This window comes from Bacillus sp. 1735sda2 (assembly GCF_024159245.1).
GTDB lineage: Bacteria > Bacillota > Bacilli > Bacillales > Bacillaceae > Bacillus > Bacillus pumilus_O.
Genome location: NZ_JAMYWZ010000001.1, coordinates 1,390,315 through 1,410,411 on the forward strand (window position 1 = coordinate 1,390,315; position 20,097 = coordinate 1,410,411).

Below are 20,097 nucleotides of genomic sequence, written 5' to 3' on the forward strand. Positions count from 1 at the left end.
GAGGTGATGATTCACCTCGGTTCTTTTAATCCTGATGCTGTAGTGTATGAAACATCATTTCTTGTGCTGTACTTTGCAAGTGTGAAGTAAAGACAGAAAAAACGGTTGAACTGATAATACCTTTGATCAAACGCCATTGGTGCTGCGATAATTCAGCAAATTCTTCACGTAGCTTATCTGTCTGAACCTCTGTGATTTCCCGTAAGTTTGTTTCTTTTAACGGAAAAGGCGTGTGATGATAAATAAAATCAAGGACATGCGCATATGCTTCATAAAAACGCAATGGACTAATAATATCATCAGTTCGATCCGTAATCGTGTTAAATAAGGCAGATAAGATGGTGCGGATGGCATCAAAGTCAAAAACTGATTTTAAATCTCTCACAATTAATAAAATAACGACCTGATCAATTGAGTACTTCTTTCCAAGCTCAGGGTGGCCAATCATATCTTTAATATCACGCTTGATCCAGTTTTGAATCGCTGTCGATTTAAGAGAAGTCAGTTCGCAAAGATTTCCTAATTCTACAATTTCATTTGTGGAGAGTCCATGCTCTGATTTTTGTTTCCGTCGTTCAAGCCTCTCAAAAAAAGAAGGGATGATGAGCTCGTCAAGTTCGTGATGTTTGTCTTTTTTTACAGATAAATTTAATAGCTGAAGCGGAGTTAGATCTCCCTCTCCTTTTAGAGAATAAAGAAGACTTGTCATGTCAATTCTCGTTAATTTAAAAGCACCCATTGTTCCACCTCGTTTGTATGTCAAAAACGTCATCATTGATCTAATTCAACATCATAATCTCTTTTTGGTAAAAATGCAAAATAAACTAAAATCCACAAAGTGACGTCACAATTTATTCACTTTTTAGCTGTGGTATATGTCATAAATATTGAAGTGACGGGGCTTAAGCCGTTATGATAAATAGAGGAAATGATTCCTTTTTCCTTGCAATTTGAGACGTTTATTTTTATAATTTTATTAATAAGTTCAAATGAACTTAATATGACAGCGGAGGTTATGTATGGGTAAAAGAATATTTCTGTTTATATTAACGAACATTCTTGTTATCACTACGATTGGTATTGTACTATCGGTTATTAGTGCAGCAACTGGTGTTGGTTCTTATATAGGAGCAGACGGTGGAATTAATATGGTGGCACTGTTAGTATTCAGTGCAGTTGTCGGTTTTGTTGGCTCGTTCATGTCACTTGCGATGTCTCGCTGGATGGCAAAAATGATGATGGGTGTACGTGTGTTGAACCCTGAAAAGGATTCATTAACATATGATGAGCAGCAGCTTGTCGACCGTGTGCACAGATTATCAAGAGCAGCAGGTCTTTCTAAAATGCCTGAGGTTGGTATTTATCAATCATCTGAAGTAAATGCTTTTGCGACAGGTCCTTCTAAGAGAAGATCACTTGTTGCGGTTTCCACTGGATTGCTTCATGAAATGGATGATGCAGCAGTTGAAGGTGTCATCGCTCACGAAGTTGCTCACGTTGCGAACGGAGACATGGTGACAATGACGCTGCTTCAAGGAATCGTCAACACGTTCGTTGTCTTCCTTTCAAGAATTGCGGCATGGATCGCAAGTCGCTTTGTTTCGCGTGAAGAGCTTGTGCCGATTGTTCATTTTATTGCAGTGATTGTTTTCCAAATCATTTTCTCTGTTCTAGGAAGCCTTGTCGTGTTTGCATATTCTAGACATCGTGAATTCCATGCAGACCGCGGGGGAGCTGACCTTGCGGGTAAAGATAAGATGGTTCATGCGCTTCGCTCGCTTGAGGCGTATACGTCACGAATCAAAGATGATGATCAAACAGCAGTTGCTACGCTTAAAATTAGTGGTAAACGAAAAGCTTCTCTTTTCTCAACACATCCTGATTTAAACGAAAGAATTAGAAGACTAGAAGCAAAATAAGAGAGACGAAAAGACATTCTGTTACAGGATGTCTTTTCTTTTTTGATGAAAAAGTAAATAAAGCATAAAATATCTTTAAAATCATGTCTCTTTTCATTAAAATGATAAGTATTGAAAAATGAAAGTTAAAAGAAGGAATGACAATGAACCCAATTAAAAAGCTAATTGACCGGCTATCGGCTTTCCAGCTGATTGCCCTTTATTATTTTCTCGCTGTAACCGTCTCACTTATTCTTCTCAGTTTGCCAGTCGCTCATCAAGATGGGGTGAAGTGGACATTTATCGATGCATTATTTACGGCGGTGAGTGCTGTGAGTGTCACAGGACTTACTGTGGTTGATACTTCGCAAACATTTAGTGTGGCAGGTATGTGGATCCTTGCGTTTGTCCTTCAAATCGGGGGTATCGGCATTATGACGCTCGGTACCTTTGTGTGGATTGTCATGCGAAAAAGAATCGGTATTAAAGAAAGAAAGCTCATTATGGCAGATCAAAACCAGAGCAATTTATCAGGAATTGTGAAATTAATGAAGCAGGTTTTATATTTAATTTTGCTTATTGAGTTTGTAGGCGGTCTGATCTTAAGTATGTATTTTCTCAAATATTACGATGTACAGACAGCATTCTTACATGGCTTCTTCTCAAGTATAAGTGCGACCACCAATGGTGGCTTCGATATTACAGGGAACTCGCTCATCCCATACAAAGATGATTATTTCGTCCAATTTATTACGATGCTGCTGATCATCTTTGGCGCGATTGGCTTTCCTGTGCTCGTGGAAGTAAAGGATTACTTATTTAATCAGGACCGAAAGCACGCATCGTTTTCGTTGTTTACAAAAATCACAACGATTACGTTTGGCAGCTTAGTCATTGTTGGCGCTATTGGGATTTATGCACTTGAAGCACGGTTTACGTTTTTAGGAAAGAGCTGGCACGAAGTGTTATTTTATTCATTGTTCCAATCGACAGCTACAAGAAGTGGGGGACTTTCCACATTAGATATTACTCAATTGACAGAACCGACGCTGTTATTTTTATGTCTGCTCATGTTTATCGGGGCTTCTCCAAGCTCTGTCGGGGGCGGAATTCGGACAACCACGTTTGCCCTTAATTTACTCGCATTGTTTCATTTTGCCCGGGGAAATAAGTCCATAAAAATTTTCAAAAGAGAGCTGCATCAAGCAGATATTAACAAATCTCTGATGGTGACGATGATGGCCTTTATATTGGTGTTTGGTGCTACATTCTTATTAACCTTATCCGAGCATAATACGCTTCTTCAAAATTTATTTGAAGTCTGTTCTGCTTTCGGAACAACAGGTCTATCATTAGGGATTACCTCTGAGCTCTCTGTTTTTGGTAAGTGTATCATTATGATGGTCATGTTTATTGGACGTATCGGCATTCCAAGCTTTTTATATTTAATTGGCCGAAGAGAAAGCGAAGCGAATTATCATTATCCGAAAGAGCGTGTCATCATCGGCTAAACAGCATTCCGAGCGAATGCTGTTTTTTTATTTCCATTATCTAACTGGCTAAATCACATACGATGTTCGCAATCTATAGGTAAGAGGTGAACGAGACGTGCTGGATGTGTTATGGAAAGCGATTGTCATGCTGCTAGTTGGTACCTTGCTGCTGAGAATAGCAGGGCCCAAATCCATTAGTCAATTAACTGTTCAACAAACAGTGATCATGATTTCAATCGGATCGATTATTATCCAACCCTTTATTGAGCATAATTTACTTGAAACGATTTATGCAGCCGCTACCTTTATTGTGGCGCTTGTCATCATGGAGAAGCTGTCGATTCAATCTGATTTCTTTGAAAAATTGGTTTCAGGGAAATCTGTGGTCATTTTGCAGGATGGAGAAATGCTTGATCACAAGTTGAAGAAAACGAGGCTTACAAGAGATCAACTTAAAATGCGCCTAAAGCAGCAAGGTATTACAGAGATCAGCAGTCTCAAAAAAGCCACCCTAGAAGCCAATGGACAAATCGGCTATGAGTTAAAGCCAGAGGAAAAGCCGGTGACGGTCAAACAAATGATGGAATTCCTAGACCAATTAAGAGAAGAACTAAATATGTTAAAAAAGGACTGATTTCAGATGAAAAGAAAAGCAGCGAAAAATGAAGCACTGACAAATAATATGACACCGACAGAGAGCATGGCACATGATCAAGGACAAACACAATTTGATGAACAATCAAGAGACCGTCAGGCAAACCGAAATTCTCATAAAGGGAAACAAGGGGGAGGATCTCATGACTAAGAAGCATGTAAAAAGCAAGGACATGAAAGACCATAAAAAGCCGATGGACCCAGATATCTTAGAAGAGGAATTTGGCAGTGAGCTTGGAGATATCAACAGCAGCAAATGGATTGATACGCTTGTAAAACCTAAGAAAGATGATGAATGTCACAAAAAATAGAAAAAACGATCCTCGCAGGATCGTTTCAGACCGTAGACAAACCCCACTTTTACTTCAAGTAAAAGTGGGGTTTTCACATTTTTTGAAAAAACATCATGTGTTTTACGCTGGACATGGTACTTTCCATGTCCAGTTTGCTAGCTTTTTAAGGTTCATGGCAGCGAAAGTAAGCATCGCTTGCATTGAAACTTTTTTTAGTCCACGAAGTTTCGTCCAACGCATACCATGCTTTTCTTTTGCATCCGCAAAAACGCGTTCAATCGTTTCTTTCCGTTTTGCGTAGATGCTCTTATTTATTTCAGTGAGTCTCAGATTGTCTGCTTCATCTAGATAATCCTGCCAAATATGCCGATGAATTTGTTTGGTGTGGTTTTGACTTTGGGTACACTTATCTAAAAACGAGCAGGACTCACATACTTCTGAATCGGATGCATATTGCTTATAGCCTTCTCTAGTCGTTGTACGATAAGAGAGAATTTGCCCGTTGGGGCAAATGTAACAATCAAAATATGCATCATATACGTATTCATTCTTTTTCAAATAACCAGCTTTTGTTCTTGGACGAGTGTAGGGCATGACAGGTCTTATCTCTTGATCCATTAAGAACTTAGCGATGTAAGGTGTTTTATATCCCGCATCTACTGCGACTACATTTGGTTTTCCGGCTTTCTCTGTCACTTTTGATACGAGTGAATCCAACATACGACTATCATGAACATTTCCGCCTGTGACCAGCGAGCCTAAAATAAATCCTTTTGAATCACACGCTGTATGAAATGAATAAGCAAATGACTTTTCACGTTCATCCTTTACATAATAGCCACTCTCTGGGTCAGTTGTACTGACCTTGATTTCTTTTGTTTCTTCTTTATTCTGTAGGGGTAAGGGCTTTTTTCCATGTTCTTCACGATCAATATTGATCTCTTCATGAAGCTGATTTTGATAACTTCTTGTCTCAACTCGAACGATTTTCTTTTCAAGTTTTTTCTTATTGGCGTTCGCTTTGACATGAGTCGAATCAATGAAGGCGATAGACGGGTCAACGAGCCCTTTTTTCATCGCTTCTCTTAAGATTCGATAAAAAATTTGTTCGAATAAATCTGTATCGTGGAAGCGTCTCACGTAGTTTTTACCGAAGGTAGAAAAGTGCGGAATTTTCTCCGAAAATCCATACCCAATAAACCAACGATAAGCCACATTGGTTTCAATTTCTTTAATGGTTTGACGCATGGAGCGAATGCCAAATAGATATTGGATTAAGACCATCTTAATGAGAACAACAGGATCAACACTTGGTCTACCATTATCAGAACTATAATGATCTTTGACAAGATAATAAATGAAATCGAAATCGATTGCTTGTTCAATTTTCCGCACAAGATGATCTTCAGGCACTAATTCATCTAAAGCCACTACTTCTAATTGATTTCTTCTTTCTTCTTCACGTTTCGATAACATGTTTATCCCCCACAGATTATTGTTATTACCCTTATTATACAAAAAAGCTTGTAGACTTTGTCTACAAGCTGAAACGATCCTCGCAGGATCGTTTTTTATTTGCTATAACTGCCTTGTCTGCCGGTAATTGTACGCATAAGATTGGTCATTTTGAGCTCAATCACTGGCTGTGCAACGGTTTTAACAAAGGTGCTAGACAGGGTAAAGGTGAGCAGAATGGTCAGTAGTAATAACATGAGCACACTTGCTGCATTCAGCGCCCAGTCATCAAACCAAGTCGTTCTAAGGAGCTTGATGACAAAGCCATGTAATAAATACACATATAGCGTTCTTGTGCACCATTTTGTAAAGAAGAAACGTCGTGTTGGGACTAAAGCAAAGAAGCTGAATGTAGCGCCGAATGCAAGCAAATACCATGCCATTCGTTTCATTGCCGCAATGACTCCTTCATCACCAAGAGAAGCATATGACTGTGATCCAAATAAGAAGGAATAATCAAATTCATATAAATAGCAAAACAAGAATACAGCCATTAATACAAGAAGTGCTGCCAGTTTACCTTTACTTGTACGGATGAATTCAAAATGCTGCTTTTTTAAATAGAAGCCAGCTAAAAACATCGGCAAAAAGACAAATGTACGCGACAAGCTCAGCGTATTGCTAATACTGTCCACGTAACCGACAAGTAACGCAATTGACAAACTGACGATCATCGCCCACTGAAATGGCAGTTTAGAAAAAGGAATGAGTAGCAAGTTCCAAAAGAATAAACTAATTAAAAACCATAAAGACCATTGCGGGTCAATTGGATTTAAATTGGCGATGCTTTGATCTTGCAAGAGATAATAGTAAACGGAATAGATCACCTGAAAAATGAAATATGGGATGATCAGCTTAACAGCGACTTTCTTCATAAAGCCTGGTTTTCTAAATCCTTTTGCAAAGAACCCGGAAACCAAAATAAAGGCAGGCATGTGAAAAGTATAAATAAACTTGTATAAATAAAGCATCCAATCATTATCATGAATGAATGATCGTAACAAATGACCAAAAACCACTAGAAAAATCAGAAGAAACTTCGCATTATCAAAATAACTATCTCGTGAAGATGCCATAACATCACCTTTCCTGCTTGATTTTAAACATAAATGTTCTAAGTACACTGTTCCCGTATTTGCCCCATTTTAAAATACTTTTTGGCTCGTTTCGCTATTTGATGTGAAATTGTAGAACGGTTGTAAAAAAAGCGTAAGAAAAGAGAATCGAGGTTCAATCCTGTCATCCAAATGCAACAAAAGAGACAGTCTTCGTGTAAAAAGTTATCTTTTTTATGAGTCTAATGAAGGAACAATGAAAATATTGTAGAAATATTGTAGAGGAATGAGGCTGGAAAAGGAGTGTAAGAGAATGACTGAAACGCTCGATGGCGCAGAAGATATCAGAAAATTAGAAAAAGAGAACGAATATTTGCGAACAGAGTTGATGCAGCAAAAAATGCTGTTAAATAAGACGTTAGATGCCATTTTCATATTTGATCAACACCTCAATATTATCCAAGCCAATGAAGCGACATGCAGGCTTGTACAGACATCGAAAGAAGACCTCCTCAATAAATCCGTTCTAGATTTCCTATACGGCATCCCGAAAGACAAAATTGAATGCTCCCTTGATTTATTTTTTCGAAAAGGAACGTTAAGAAGAGAAATTTCCATTCAGCTTGAAAACGGAGAAACAAAATACATTGAATTTGTCGCAGAGCATGACGTCTTGAATCAGCAATATATTGTGGTCATGCGAGATATTTCCTCAAAGAAAATATTAGAGCGAGAACGATCGATGAATGAGCAGCTGTTCAAAGATTTGTTTGACCGAGCCATTGACGGCATGGTCATTTTTGATCAGGATGGCTGCATGATCGACGCCAATCATTCCTTTTGTCAGAGCTTTGAACTGCAAAAGACTGATTTAACCGATCGTTATTTAAATGAATTTGTCGAAGATGAAAATCTTCCAGCCCTACAGCACCTTTTAACATCACTTAAAGAAACTGGGAAAGCCAAGGGAGAGCTTCCCGTTACCCTTCAATCTGGCCAGTACAAATTATTCGAGCTCACCATTACATCAAATGTGATGAGCGGTTTTTATATGTCCATCATGCGGGATATTACAGAAAAAAGATTAATGGAAGAAAAACTGTTAAAAAGTGAAGAACGCTTTAGAGAAATTTTTGAAAATGCAATGGATGCGATCATCATTTGGGCGGATGATGGAGAGATTGTGAGAGCCAATGAATCAGCCTGCCGCATTTTTGAATTACCTATGCATTCACTGATAGGCAAAAAACTCACAGACTTTCTCGTGAAATCTGATCAGAGATATAGACCGACTAGAAGGCGATATATTCGGAATCATGAAATAAGGGAAGAGCTTTTGTTCAGAATGGCGAATGGGCAGTTTAAAGAGCTTGAGTTTACATCAAAGCATGCGGTATTAGAAGGACAGCATTTAACCATTTTACGTAATGTGAGTGATCGAAAAAGGATGGAGGAGGAGCTGCGGGAAAGTGAGCTCAAATTCCGTAAAGTATTTAATGGATCAATGGACGGCATTGTTCTTTTTGATAACCAATACCGCATTATCGAAGTCAATCCATCCGCAAGTGAGCTACTCGGGTTAAAAGATGATCATTTAACGGAAATGAATCTTTTCCATATCCTCGCGCCTTATCAAGTTGAACATTTGGCACAGCCTGCCCAGGCGATGTCATTAGATGAAATGGACAATGAAGTGCCGTTTGTTCTGAACCACCCAGATCAGCGGATATTAGAATTCTCTTTTAAACGCAACATCATTCATAATATGAATTTGGCGATCTTTAGAGATGTGACAGAGCGGAAGGAATTAGAAGAGCGCGTGAGAAAATCAGATACCCTTCATGTGGTCGGTGAGCTTGCCGCTGGCATTGCGCATGAAATCAGAAACCCAATGACAGCATTAAAAGGCTTTATCCAACTGTTAAAAGGAAATATAGAAGGGGAGTATTCCCTCTATTTTAATGTGATCACTTCAGAGCTGAAAAGAATTGAATCGATCATCACCGAATTTTTGATTTTAGCGAAGCCGCAAGCCATCGTATATGAAGAAAAAAATGTGGTGCAAATTGTGAAAGACACGATGGATCTGCTGCACGCACAGGCGAACCTTGGCAACGTTCAAATGCATCTCAATGTGATGGATGAGATACCGCTCATTTATTGCGAACAAAATCAATTAAAACAAGTCTTTATTAACATTCTAAAAAATGCAATTGAAGTCATGCCGAGAAAAGGAAATGTCTATGTGACCATTCAGAGGAAGGGCGAAGAGCATATTGTTATATCACTGCGGGATGAAGGCTGCGGAATGGCAGAGGACAAGCTGAGGCGTCTAGGAGAACCATTTTATACGACAAAAGAAAGAGGAACTGGACTTGGCTTAATGGTTAGTTATAAAATTATTGAAGAGCACCAAGGAACCATTGAGGTAGAAAGTGAGGAAGGGGTAGGAACCGTCTTCCATCTCACGCTGCCACTTAGACAGAAGAAACAAGAAGGAGAGCATTAACGTGTATTATACCGTCTATCACGCACCAATTGGGGCACTATACATACTAGAAAAAGACGATGCCATCATTGAAGTGATGTTTGATGATGAGCCGTTTTTAGCAAAAAAGCAAGCATCCAATCTAAAAGAAAAAGAAACGTCTGTATTACAAGAAGCGAAAAAACAGCTAGATGAATATTTCAAGGGTGAGCGACAAGTATTCGATCTCCCGCTCAAGCAAACGGGAACTTTGTTTCAAGAGCAAGTATGGGAAGCACTTTCGGCTATTCCGTATGGTGAATCAAAAAGTTATGGAGATATTGCAGAAACGATTGGTAACCCAAAGGCAGTGAGAGCGATTGGACAAGCCAACAGACGCAATGCAATACCTATTTTTATTCCGTGTCACAGAGTGATTGGAAAAGACCGATCTCTGACGGGCTATGCAGGAACGAAGACAGATATGAAAGCGATTCTGCTTGAATTAGAAGGTATCCCATTTGTTCAAAAATAAATCGATTGACCTGTTCCAAAAGTTTTCCAAGCGACATATCCTTTTATTAAGCTAAAAAAGTTGGTTGAGGGAAAAAGGAGGGCGCTAGGGAATGCTTTGGGACAAAAAGAATAAAATGTATGCCATCACTTCACTATGTGTCAAAATGAACGTTTTGACAGAAGAACAGAAAAACGAAATCTTAGCCAAAACGAATGAAATAAAAAAGCGCGGTGCTCTTAAATAAGAAGTACACGGCGCTTTTTTTATGATCAGAGTGAGATGTTTTCAGCAAACAGGGCATCAATCTCTTCAGTATAGTTCGATGTGATAATCCCTTTCTCTGTAATGATCCCTGAAATGAGATGGTGAGGAGTGACATCAAAGGCGGGATTGAATACCTGAACATCAGGTGGTGCAATTTGGACGCCGTTAAATTCCTTTACTTCCAGCGGGTCACGCTCTTCAATTGGAATATCTGATCCGTCTTTAGTTGAGACATCAAAGGTAGACAGCGGTGCAGCTATAAAAAATGGGATTTGAAAATGCTTGGCTAAAATAGCAAGACTTAACGTGCCAATCTTATTCGCCGCATCTCCATTACGGGCAATACGATCAGCTCCAACAATGACAGCAGAAATTTGCTTTTCCTTCATCGTGTGAGCTGCCATATTATCTGTGATGAGCGTCACATCTACGCCGCCTTGCATGAGCTCCCATGTTGTCAGTCTAGCCCCTTGGAGAACAGGGCGTGTTTCGCAGGCATAAATGTGAAGATCGAGATTTTTCTTTTTCGCTAAATAGAATGGAGCAAGGGCTGTTCCGTAACGGCTTGTGGCGATGGAACCTGCATTGCAAATGGTCATAATCCGATCACCTGATTTAAAGAGCTGGAGTGCATTTTGACCGATTTGTCTGCATGTTTCTTCATCTTCGATTTGAATTTGAATGGCTTCATGGACAAGGTCTGTTTTGGCTGCATTGACTGAAGCTGCACGCTCAATGCGCCGCAACAACCGCTCCAATGCCCAGGCTAGATTCACAGCGGTTGGACGAGCACTGTTTAAATATTCTTTTATCTGAATGACTTCTTGTTTAAACACATCAATGTCTTCTGTCTCAATGTCTTGGGCACTGAGCGCCAGTCCGAAAGCTGCTGTAATGCCAATGGCAGGTGCTCCCCGCACTTTTAACGTGACAATGGCATCATACACGTCTTCTTTTGTATATAGATGCTCAAACACGGTTTCTGCCGGTAATTTTTGCTGATTCAAAATGTTAATATGGTTTTCTTCCCATTCGACAGAACGGGGGACTTCAAATTCTTTAGACAAAACCCGTCACTCCTTTACAGATTGCTGGAATAATGCGACGAGGTCAGACGCTGTTTCCACTGCATGATATTGTTTGATGAATGTTTTTCCGAGCGTAAGTGCTGTTTTTTTCTGCTGAATCCGTTTAGATGGTGATGGAATCGCATCAAGATCAGCGGCATGAGCAAGGCCAATCGTTCGGCGGACAAGCTCACAGCCTGCAAAGCCTGTTGCTTCTTTTAAAATACGGTCAAAGGTTGTTTCTAAAAAGCTGTCAGATACACTAAACGCTTCAATGCTGTCTTCTTTCCAAGCCTTTGCGAACACTTCCTTGAAGGTCGCCCATACATTGACGACATGGTCAAAAAGGTGCTGCTGATCGTGTTCATTTTCACGAGACAAAGCGTTTAGGAACAGGTTGGCGATAAAGTGACCGATATCGAATCCGAAGGGACCATAAAAAGCGAATTCTGGATCAATGATCTTTGTTTCCGTCTCACTTGCAAAAATACTGCCTGTATGAAGATCTCCATGAACAAGTGTTTCGGCAGATGTCAGGAAAATACGCTTCAATTCAGCTGCTTTTGCTTGCACTTCAAGATCTCCCCAAAGCGCTTTGGCGGCTTCTCTTAATTCTTCTTCAAAATCATTTGTGCTGCTATCAAAGAAAGGATCTGTGAAGACAAGCTTTTCGGTAATGTCACAAAGATCTGGATTCGTAAATTGCTTCACAAATTGTTTTTTGATTTTAGGATTTGTGGCAAAGTCAGAAGTGTAAAAAAGTGTTTTTCCTAAGAATTCTCCGACATGATCAGATAAATGCGGATATTGTTTTCCGGCAATTAGCCCTTTTCTGACGATTTCTAGGTGTGATAGATCCTCCATAGCCGTCACAGCAAGAGCTGTATCTGAATAATAGACTGCTGGTACAAGGTGCGGCGTATATTCTGACTGCTTGATTAGGGCAGCACTTTCGATCCTCGCACGGTCTAATGTAAGTGGCCAGCTCTCTCCGACCACTTTGGCGTAGGGAAGTGCCTGCTTGATAATCAATCCTTTTTCTTGTTTATGGTCAAAAATATGAAAGACGTAATTTAAATTTCCGTCACCGATTTCCGTACATGTCAAATGACTGCTTTCTTGGATCAAGCCAAGTCTAATTGCGAGTGCAACTGCCGAGCTTTCTGTTAATTCTTCATATGATGCCGTAAGTGTAACCAATTGCTTCCCCTCCAAATCATATAAAAAAGCCTCTTTCTCCTGAGAGAAAGAGGCTTGATGTCGTGTATGCTCAAAGCCTCTCTTATCTCTCAGCACATACGTCTGATGGAATTAGCACCGTGCCCTATAAGACAATTGTCTTGGCGCTTACTTGCTGCGCCCCACTTCACAGTGGTATTAACGGTCGGTTGCTGTTGGGGTCAAAAGGCCAAATCCCTCGCCCAACTCTCGATAAGAGAAATCAATATGTAATTGTTTCGTGTCTGCTTGCATTTCTTAATTCAAGATATTATCAGAGCTGCAGTTCACATGTCAATCCTTTTTCAAAATTGCTTTACAATTCGTGAAACAATCCATTACAGTGTTTGTATTGCTACGTAACTTGAATAGAAGGTGAAGAAAAATGGAATTTCAGCAGTCAGATGTATTGAAACAATTACCGACACAATTTTTTGCATCCCTTGTGCAAAAAGTGCAGAAAAAAGTGGAGGAAGGCGCAGATATTATTAATTTAGGGCAGGGAAATCCTGATCAGCCAACTCCCGTGCACATTGTAAAAGCGATGCAAGAAGCGGTCGCAAAACCTGAAAATCATCAATACTCCTCATTCCGCGGAACAGCGAAATTAAAAAAGGCTGCCGCTGCCTTTTATGAAAGAGAATATGGGGTTACACTTGATCCGATGAAGGAAATTGCGATTTTATTTGGCGGGAAAGCGGGACTTGTTGAGCTGCCGCAATGCTTGCTGAATCCGGGTGATACGCTCCTTGTTCCAGATCCAGGTTATCCTGATTATTGGTCAGGTGCCGTGCTTGCTGGAGCTCAGATGGTGACGATGCCGCTTCTTGAGCAAAATGATTTTTTTCCTGACTATGACCGGTTGCCTGAGGATGTTAAGAAAAAAGCAAAGTTGATGTATTTAAATTATCCCAACAATCCGACAGGTGCTACGGCAAGCCAATCATTTTTTGAAGAAACCGTGACATTCGCTAAAGATCACAAACTCTGTGTTGTCCATGATTTTGCCTACGGCGGCATTGGGTTTGATGGGGAAAAGCCGATCAGCTTTTTGCAAACAGATGGAGCGAAAGAGACGGGGATTGAAATTTATACATTGTCTAAAACGTATAATATGGCGGGCTGGAGAGTCGGATTTGCAGCAGGAAATCCGTCTGTTATTAACGCGATTGAGCTTTATCAGGATCACCTGTTTGTTTCACTGTTTAAAGCCACTCAAGATGCGGCAGTGGAAGCTTTGTTAAGCGATCAAACGTGCGTACAGGTGCAGAATGATCGATATGAGAAACGGCGAAATGTGTGGATTGCTGCGTGCAAGGAGATTGGCTGGGAGGTCACTGCACCAAAGGGGTCATTTTTTGCTTGGCTAAAGGTGCCAGAAGGATATACATCTGAATCTTTTGCTGCCGTATTATTAGAGAAAGCACATGTGGTTGTGGCACCGGGGAATGGGTTTGGTACTCACGGTGAAGGATACGTCAGAGTAGGACTTTTAACAAATGAGGAGCGGTTAAAAGAAGCCGCTCAGCGAATTGCTGTCTTGAATCTGTTTGAAAATAAGCCATTGACAACATGAAAAAACGGTGCGATAATTCAGACAATATTTAAGAAAATTGAATATTCTTATCAAGAGTAGGCAGAGGGACTAGCCCAATGAAGCCCGGCAACCGACTTCTATGAAGCACGGTGCTAATTCTTGCAGCAAGCGCTGAGAGATAAGATTCGGATGAATGATACGAAACAACCTCTTTAAGGCGCTGATTAAGCACTTGAAGAGGTTTTTTTATTGACCATATGTATGACGCAATCGAAAGGGGATTCCTAGTGAGTGAATTACTGGCAACATACGTATTAACACATCGAGAGGATGAACAAGTGAACCGAAAAGCGGAGCAGATCGCGCTTGGTTTAACAGTTGGATCATGGACGGATTTACCGCAGCTCAAAAAAGAGCAGCTTCAAAAGCATAAAGGCCGGGTAGAAAAGGTAACAGAAAAATTTGCCCCAGCCGAGAACGGTCTATATCAATCTGAGGTGACCATTGCTTATCCTGAGGCTAACTTTTCAGCAGATATACCGGCTGTTTTGTCGACGATCTTTGGAAAACTTTCACTAGATGGAAAAGTGAAACTAGTGGACATTCAATTCTCGGATAGATTTAAAAAAAGCCTGCCAGGACCGGTATTTGGTATTGATGGCATACGAAAAAAAACAGGCGTGTTTGATCGACCTTTGTTGATGAGTATTTTTAAAGGTGTCATTGGCCGTGATATGACAGATTTAAAAGAACAACTCCGTTTACAAGCATTAGGCGGTGTTGACTTTATCAAAGACGATGAAATTTTATTTGAGAGCCCGCTAGCCCCTTTTGAAGATCGAATCAAAGAAGGAAAAAAGATATTAAAAGAAACATATGAAGAGACAGGGCACCGAACGCTATATGCCGTTCATTTAACAGGAAGAACCTTTGAACTGAGGGATCGAGCAAGAAAGGCAGCTGAACTCGGAGCGGATGCACTCTTATTCAACGTTTTTGCCTACGGGCTAGATGTCATGCAAAGCTTAGCTGAGGATCCAGATATTCGATTGCCTATTATGGCCCATCCTGCAGTAAGCGGCGCTTTGACATCATCACCTGAATATGGATTCTCCCATTCTCTTCTTTTAGGTAAATTAAATCGATATGCTGGCGCTGATTTAAGTCTTTTTCCCTCGCCGTATGGGTCGGTCGCACTTCCGAAAAAAGATGCTTTTGGAATCTATGAAGCTTGTGTAAAAGAGGATTCGGTTCAAAAAACATTCCCAGTCCCGTCAGCAGGCATTCATCCTGGAATGGTTCCAGTTTTGATGAAAGATTTTGGACTCGACCATGTGATAAATGCTGGTGGAGGAATTCACGGACATCCTCGTGGAGCGATCGGCGGAGGGAAAGCATTTCGATCGATCATTGATGCGGTGATACATGGTGAGTCAATCCAAGAGAAGACAGCTTCTTGCCAAGACTTAAAAGCAGCACTTGAATTATGGGGAAGGGTAGTAGAATAAATGAAAAAACCAATTGTATGTTGTGATTTTGATGGAACCATTACGAAAAATGATAATATCATTCGCATCATGAAGCACTTTGCACCAAGTGAATGGACGAAGCTGAAGGACGATGTTCTCACAAAGGAGATCACCATTCAAGAAGGCGTCGGGCAGATGTTTCAATTACTGAAGAGTGATCAAAAAGAAGCCATTCAATCGTTTATTTTAGAAGATACAGAGATTCGAGAAGGATTCAAGCAATTTGTTGATCATGTGAAAAAGGCTGATATTCCCTTCTATGTGCTAAGCGGCGGGATGGACTTTTTTGTATATCCCATACTCGAGGGCATTGTGGAAAGAGAGGATATTTTTTGCAATCATGCCTCATTTCACGAAGAGCATATTCAGATTGAATGGCCACATGCCTGCGATTCGCAATGTCAAAATGGCTGCGGATGCTGTAAGCCGTCAATCATTCGAGAACTGACCCGTGAGAATGACTTCATTATCATGATTGGAGATTCAGTCACCGATGTGGAGGCGGCAAAGCATGCGGATCTCACATTTGCGCGTGACTACTTGCTAAACGAATGTAAAGAACTCGGGCTTGTTCATAAAGAGTATGAAACATTTATTGATCTTAAAGCACAATTTGATCAAATAAAGGAAGTGAAGGAATGGCAGACGTAAAGAACAAGCGCTGGCAGGAGCTAGCAGACGTCAAACGTGAACTGGCACAAAGAGACTGGTTTTACGGAACAAGCGGCAATTTATCGATTAAGGTGTCGGATGATCCAATCACGTTTTTGGTGACAGCAAGCGGCAAAGATAAACGAAAAGAAACAGATGAAGACTTTGTTTTAGTAAATGCAGCAGGTAACCCTGTTGATCCTGACGTACCGCTTAGACCATCAGCTGAAACACAACTTCACACATATGTGTATGAGCGGACGAATGCAGGCTGCTGTCTCCATGTCCATACTATCGACAATAATGTGATCTCTGAGCTGTATGGGGATAAGGGCGAGGTTCGTTTCAAAGGAAACGAAATCATCAAAGCGCTTGGTTACTGGGAAGAGGATGCAGAAGTGTCGTTACCGATTATTGAAAATCCAGCCCATATTCCGCATCTTGCAGCACAATTTGCAAAGCATCTCACTGAAGAGTCGGAATCAGGTGCTGTGCTCATTCGAAATCACGGCATCACAGTCTGGGGAAAAACTGCCTCTGAAGCAAAACGAGTATTAGAGGCGTATGAATTTTTGTTTAGCTACTACTTAAAATTAACGCTTTATCAAAAGCAGCTTGTCACATAAAAAGGAGGAAAAGCACATGGCGACGATTTTGATTCATAATGAAGAGAATACATTACTTGAAAGCGAACAAGAGGTGGCAGCCTATTTAGAAAACCAAGGGGTCATTTATGAACATTGGGATATTGCAAAGCTGCCAAACCGATTATCAGAAAAGTATGATTTAACAGATGAAGAAAAGGACGAGATTTTGACTGTTTTCCAAAAGGAAATCGAGAGTATATCAGAGAAACGAGGGTACAAATCACAGGATGTGATTTCATTATCTGATGCCACACCAAACCTAGATGACCTGCTCCAAAATTTTCAGCGTGAGCATCACCATACAGATGACGAAGTCCGTTTTATTGTAAGTGGTCATGGAATCTTTGCCATTCAAGGGAAGGATGGCGTCTTTTTTGATGTAAGACTGAACCCAGGCGATTTAATTTCTGTTCCACCACATATTCGTCACTACTTTACACTTCAAGAGGATCGAAAAGTGGTCTCAGTTCGCATATTTGTCACAACTGAGGGCTGGGTGCCAATTTACGAGGAAGAAACGGTTTAATGACAAGAGCTGATCATTCCGCATGAGGCGGAAGATCAGCTTTTTTTTAGGAAAATAGGTATAAAACGAGAAAGAAAATAGTTGATTTTGATCTTCAGCATAGGATAAAATTCTGTTTAATCCATGTGTCAGTCCTGTCCAAATTTGAAGTTTACCCCCAAATAAGAGTGGGTAAGAGGTCTTTAGGCTGTAAAAAATTAAATAAAATAAGCATATTTAATTTAATTTACAAATAAAGTATAATTTTGGTGTCGGATCAATTTGAGCATAGACAGTCGAATTTATTGCGGGAGCTGAGATCATGAATAGTTATGTAAGAAAAGAGCAATTGCTAATGTCAATTGACGAGAAGAGAAAACAGATGGTAGAAGCTGCTCAAGCAGAAGGCTACACTGGTGAGACGACAATTAAATATAGTCAAGAACTGGACAACCTGATGAATGAGTATCAGTATCTCCTTTTTCATGAGAAACAATCTGCCCCCTCCTTTCATGATTTTGTCTCTCAAATGAGTCTGCTATCTGTGAACCGTGCCTCTTATTGACATAAAAAAACCGGTCTTGCCTAAGCAAAACCGGCTGAATGTTTCAGCTATGCTGAGTGAGCAGAAGGAAGCATGATCATGACAGTTGTTCCTTTATTCACTTCGCTCTCGATATCAATTGTTCCGCCATACATCGAAATGATTCGTTTACACACGACAAGTCCAAGACCTGTTCCTTTTTCCTTCGACGTAATAAAAGGGAGGAAGATATGTTTTAACATTTCTTCTTGTATGCCCTCGCCTGTATCTTTCACTTTAATAATGACATGGTCTTTTTCAGCCTCAATCAAAATCTTCAAATGACCGCCATTTGGCATCGCTTCTAACGAGTTCTTCGCAACATTTAATACAACTTGTTTAATATGATCCTTTGTGCAATAGACCCCAACATCTTGAATTGTATTAATTTGCAGATCAACCTCAACATTATACAGGTTCGCCTCAGAGAAAACGATCGGCATGATCTCACTTACAATTTCTTTTACAGAGTTATTCTGCCATTTTTCTGCTGTTGGTTTCCCTAATACAAGAAACTCACTGACGATTTGGTTAATTCGTTTAATTTCTTCTTCAATGACAGAAAAATAGAGCTGATCTTCTTCAGAGTGATACTTCTTTTGCAAAAGCTGTATAAAACCACTAATCCCTGTTAAGGGGTTGCGAATTTCATGTGCCGTACTTGCTGCGAGGGTTCCGATTAATTCAAGCTTTTGCGCTTCATTTTGGTGACGTTCCTGCTGGGTTTGCCGCCTTAAAATGATATATTGAACAAGTGTGAATAAAATATTTAATAAAATAAAAGCACTGGATAAAGGGATCAGCATAACAGACAGCACTTCACCTGTAGAAGCGCGCTGCGGATAGACCTCCAGCTTCCAGCTGTTTTCATCTAAATATGTAGACACAGTGCTACCATTTTCTGATGCTGGTTGTGGACCACTTGTAAACACAACATGTCCATTTTGATTCAGCATCTGAAAATGAAGATCAGGGTTCAATACATTCATTATATTTCTTAAATAATCAATTTGAATGGCGGCGACTAGCACATTGGTGACTTCTTCGTTTTCATCCAGCACAGGCACACAAATGGAAAGAATCCGCTGTTTTGTAATTCGGCTCACATAATTATCTGTGATCACCGTCTGCTTGGTCACTTGAATGCGCTTAAAGTAATCTCTGAATGATAGGTTAATTTTTTCCTTTAATGGTGTGGTGCTAACTGTTACATTTCCTTTTTTGTCTAGGAGATACAGACCTGAAAAACGAGGTTCTTGTTTATAGATTTTCTCTAGGATGTTTTGTACTTTTTTCGTCTTGAGAGGCTGGTCAAATCCCATGGCAAGTGAAGTTAATCTTGCTTCTGTTTCACTAATTAAATAATTCATTTGGTTTTTGTGAATATTTAACATAAGTGTAGCAGTTTGTTTGTTTTTTAAATCAATTTTTTCCGTTTCTTTTTCGTAGATAAAATAACTAATGATTAGGGTTGGAATCATGACCAAAATAAGGTACAGCCTGATCTTCTTCCAAAGCCCTTTCAGTATACTCATCATTCATCGCTCCAACGTATTACCTAATAGACTTATTATAGCATTGAACCTATCTTTATTACGATGACTTGTGTGATTTTTAAAAAATTAGGTGATTCGTTCTGGTCTCATTTTCATGCTAAAGATAGATCAAGATGTTGACATTTTACTTATTGTTTATTAATGTCACATTAGTGGGTTGCATTTCATAAAGGATGATAAAAAAATGGAAAATCATAATGTTGAAAAATCTTTGAAATTATTTATTGTATTATCACGTGCCTATCGCTCAATTAATCATCACATGAACAAACATATTGTGAAGCACGGACTGAATCCGACTGAATTTGCGGTATTAGAATTACTGTATCATAAAGGGGATCAGCCACTTCAGCAAATCGGTGATAAGATTTTACTTGCAAGCGGCAGCATCACGTATGTGGTCGATAAATTGGAGAAGAAAGAACTCCTCAGTCGTAAGGCCTGTGCAGAAGACCGCAGGGTCACATTTGCACATATTACCGAGCAGGGACGAACTTTGCTTGATGATATCTTCCCAGATCACGCGAAAGAAATTCATGAGATGATCAGTGTCCTGAGCGAAGAAGAGAAGGATGCCTGCATTGACATGCTTAAACATGTGGGACTTCGTGCAAAACATTTATATGATCATAAAGAATAAATAAAAAA

At 39.9% G+C, this 20,097-nt stretch carries 21 protein-coding genes and 2 riboswitches; of the genes, 15 read left to right on the forward strand and 6 right to left on the reverse strand.

From position 1 onward, the window contains the following. Nucleotides 1-25 precede the first annotated feature (25 nt). The gene (locus tag NKR21_RS07185) at nucleotides 26-739 is read right to left on the reverse strand and encodes a DUF1836 domain-containing protein (RefSeq protein ID WP_012009723.1); all 714 of its coding nucleotides are present in this window, start codon (nucleotides 737-739) and stop codon (nucleotides 26-28) included. A gap of 280 nt (nucleotides 740-1,019) precedes the next feature. Here NKR21_RS07185 and htpX point away from each other — a divergent pair, with 280 nt between their 5' ends. The 5 genes from htpX (at nucleotide 1,020) to NKR21_RS07210 (ending at nucleotide 4,356) form a co-directional block, all read left to right on the forward strand. Beyond that, a complete protein-coding gene (gene htpX / locus NKR21_RS07190; RefSeq protein ID WP_119124754.1) occupies nucleotides 1,020-1,919 on the forward strand; it encodes a protease HtpX in 900 nt (299 codons plus the stop codon). Between the two features lie 143 nt (nucleotides 1,920-2,062). Beyond that, nucleotides 2,063-3,409, forward strand: coding sequence for a TrkH family potassium uptake protein (locus tag NKR21_RS07195; RefSeq protein WP_012009725.1), 1,347 nt, complete (start codon nucleotides 2,063-2,065; stop codon nucleotides 3,407-3,409). A gap of 97 nt (nucleotides 3,410-3,506) precedes the next feature. Further along, the gene (locus NKR21_RS07200; protein ID WP_144458348.1) at nucleotides 3,507-4,025 is read left to right on the forward strand and encodes a DUF421 domain-containing protein; all 519 of its coding nucleotides are present in this window, start codon (nucleotides 3,507-3,509) and stop codon (nucleotides 4,023-4,025) included. Nucleotides 4,026-4,031: 6 nt separating this feature from the next. After that, the gene (locus NKR21_RS07205) at nucleotides 4,032-4,196 is read left to right on the forward strand and encodes a hypothetical protein (protein WP_088004399.1); all 165 of its coding nucleotides are present in this window, start codon (nucleotides 4,032-4,034) and stop codon (nucleotides 4,194-4,196) included. Next, the gene (locus tag NKR21_RS07210; protein WP_162900847.1) at nucleotides 4,189-4,356 is read left to right on the forward strand and encodes a hypothetical protein; all 168 of its coding nucleotides are present in this window, start codon (nucleotides 4,189-4,191) and stop codon (nucleotides 4,354-4,356) included. Before NKR21_RS07205 ends, NKR21_RS07210 begins: the two co-directional genes overlap by 8 nt. A 102-nt stretch (nucleotides 4,357-4,458) precedes the next feature. Here NKR21_RS07210 and NKR21_RS07215 read toward each other — a convergent pair whose 3' ends face one another. Together NKR21_RS07215 and NKR21_RS07220 are read right to left on the reverse strand one after the other, a co-directional pair. Continuing rightward, nucleotides 4,459-5,814 (reverse strand): IS1182-like element ISBpu1 family transposase, encoded by a 1,356-nt coding sequence (locus NKR21_RS07215; protein ID WP_253602497.1) that lies wholly within the window; start codon nucleotides 5,812-5,814, stop codon nucleotides 4,459-4,461. 95 nt (nucleotides 5,815-5,909) lie between these two features. After that, the gene (locus tag NKR21_RS07220) at nucleotides 5,910-6,929 is read right to left on the reverse strand and encodes an acyltransferase family protein (RefSeq protein WP_253602498.1); all 1,020 of its coding nucleotides are present in this window, start codon (nucleotides 6,927-6,929) and stop codon (nucleotides 5,910-5,912) included. A gap of 292 nt (nucleotides 6,930-7,221) precedes the next feature. Between NKR21_RS07220 and NKR21_RS07225 the strand changes: the two genes are divergently transcribed. From NKR21_RS07225 to NKR21_RS21170, 3 genes are all read left to right on the forward strand, one after another. Next, nucleotides 7,222-9,417 (forward strand): PAS domain-containing sensor histidine kinase, encoded by a 2,196-nt coding sequence (locus NKR21_RS07225; RefSeq protein ID WP_088004401.1) that lies wholly within the window; start codon nucleotides 7,222-7,224, stop codon nucleotides 9,415-9,417. Nucleotide 9,418: 1 nt separating this feature from the next. Further along, a complete protein-coding gene (locus NKR21_RS07230) occupies nucleotides 9,419-9,910 on the forward strand; it encodes a methylated-DNA--[protein]-cysteine S-methyltransferase (protein ID WP_144458037.1) in 492 nt (163 codons plus the stop codon). A gap of 91 nt (nucleotides 9,911-10,001) precedes the next feature. Continuing rightward, nucleotides 10,002-10,136, forward strand: coding sequence for a hypothetical protein (locus NKR21_RS21170; RefSeq protein ID WP_260851677.1), 135 nt, complete (start codon nucleotides 10,002-10,004; stop codon nucleotides 10,134-10,136). Between the two features lie 25 nt (nucleotides 10,137-10,161). On the opposite strand, the gene mtnA is transcribed toward NKR21_RS21170, so the two are convergent. Beyond that, entirely contained in the window at nucleotides 10,162-11,223 is a 1,062-nt protein-coding gene (gene mtnA / locus NKR21_RS07235; RefSeq protein ID WP_012009732.1) for an S-methyl-5-thioribose-1-phosphate isomerase, read from the reverse strand. A gap of 6 nt (nucleotides 11,224-11,229) precedes the next feature. Continuing rightward, nucleotides 11,230-12,423: an S-methyl-5-thioribose kinase gene (gene mtnK / locus NKR21_RS07240; RefSeq protein WP_144458039.1), complete on the reverse strand. Its 1,194-nt coding sequence runs from the start codon at nucleotides 12,421-12,423 to the stop codon at nucleotides 11,230-11,232. 79 nt (nucleotides 12,424-12,502) lie between these two features. Further along, nucleotides 12,503-12,661: riboswitch (SAM riboswitch) on the reverse strand. A 165-nt stretch (nucleotides 12,662-12,826) separates the two neighbouring features. Between mtnK and NKR21_RS07245 the strand changes: the two genes are divergently transcribed. From NKR21_RS07245 to NKR21_RS07270, 6 genes are all read left to right on the forward strand, one after another. Beyond that, nucleotides 12,827-14,017 carry a pyridoxal phosphate-dependent aminotransferase gene (locus tag NKR21_RS07245; protein WP_144458041.1) on the forward strand — a complete coding sequence of 397 codons (1,191 nt, stop codon included), beginning with the start codon at nucleotides 12,827-12,829 and terminating at the stop codon, nucleotides 14,015-14,017. 44 nt (nucleotides 14,018-14,061) lie between these two features. After that, nucleotides 14,062-14,163: riboswitch (SAM riboswitch) on the forward strand. Nucleotides 14,164-14,265: 102 nt separating this feature from the next. Then, a complete protein-coding gene (gene mtnW, locus NKR21_RS07250; protein ID WP_041815463.1) occupies nucleotides 14,266-15,486 on the forward strand; it encodes a 2,3-diketo-5-methylthiopentyl-1-phosphate enolase in 1,221 nt (406 codons plus the stop codon). After that, on the forward strand, nucleotides 15,487-16,158 hold the full coding sequence (locus NKR21_RS07255) for a 2-hydroxy-3-keto-5-methylthiopentenyl-1-phosphate phosphatase (protein WP_144458043.1): 672 nt from the start codon (nucleotides 15,487-15,489) through the stop codon (nucleotides 16,156-16,158). Beyond that, the gene (locus NKR21_RS07260; RefSeq protein ID WP_144458045.1) at nucleotides 16,146-16,784 is read left to right on the forward strand and encodes a methylthioribulose 1-phosphate dehydratase; all 639 of its coding nucleotides are present in this window, start codon (nucleotides 16,146-16,148) and stop codon (nucleotides 16,782-16,784) included. The genes NKR21_RS07255 and NKR21_RS07260 overlap by 13 nt, the downstream gene beginning before the upstream one ends. A 16-nt stretch (nucleotides 16,785-16,800) precedes the next feature. Next, nucleotides 16,801-17,331: a 1,2-dihydroxy-3-keto-5-methylthiopentene dioxygenase gene (locus NKR21_RS07265; RefSeq protein WP_012009738.1), complete on the forward strand. Its 531-nt coding sequence runs from the start codon at nucleotides 16,801-16,803 to the stop codon at nucleotides 17,329-17,331. 301 nt (nucleotides 17,332-17,632) lie between these two features. Next, a complete protein-coding gene (locus NKR21_RS07270; protein ID WP_012009739.1) occupies nucleotides 17,633-17,875 on the forward strand; it encodes an aspartyl-phosphate phosphatase Spo0E family protein in 243 nt (80 codons plus the stop codon). Nucleotides 17,876-17,922: 47 nt separating this feature from the next. Here the strand turns inward: NKR21_RS07270 and NKR21_RS07275 are convergent, their stop codons facing one another. Next, complete coding sequence (locus NKR21_RS07275) at nucleotides 17,923-19,428, reverse strand: sporulation kinase KinD (RefSeq protein WP_012009740.1); 1,506 nt, start codon at nucleotides 19,426-19,428, stop codon at nucleotides 17,923-17,925. A gap of 205 nt (nucleotides 19,429-19,633) precedes the next feature. On the opposite strand from NKR21_RS07275, the gene mhqR reads away from it, so the two are divergent. Continuing rightward, nucleotides 19,634-20,089, forward strand: coding sequence for a MarR family transcriptional regulator MhqR (mhqR, locus tag NKR21_RS07280; protein ID WP_088004408.1), 456 nt, complete (start codon nucleotides 19,634-19,636; stop codon nucleotides 20,087-20,089). Nucleotides 20,090-20,097 lie beyond the last annotated feature (8 nt).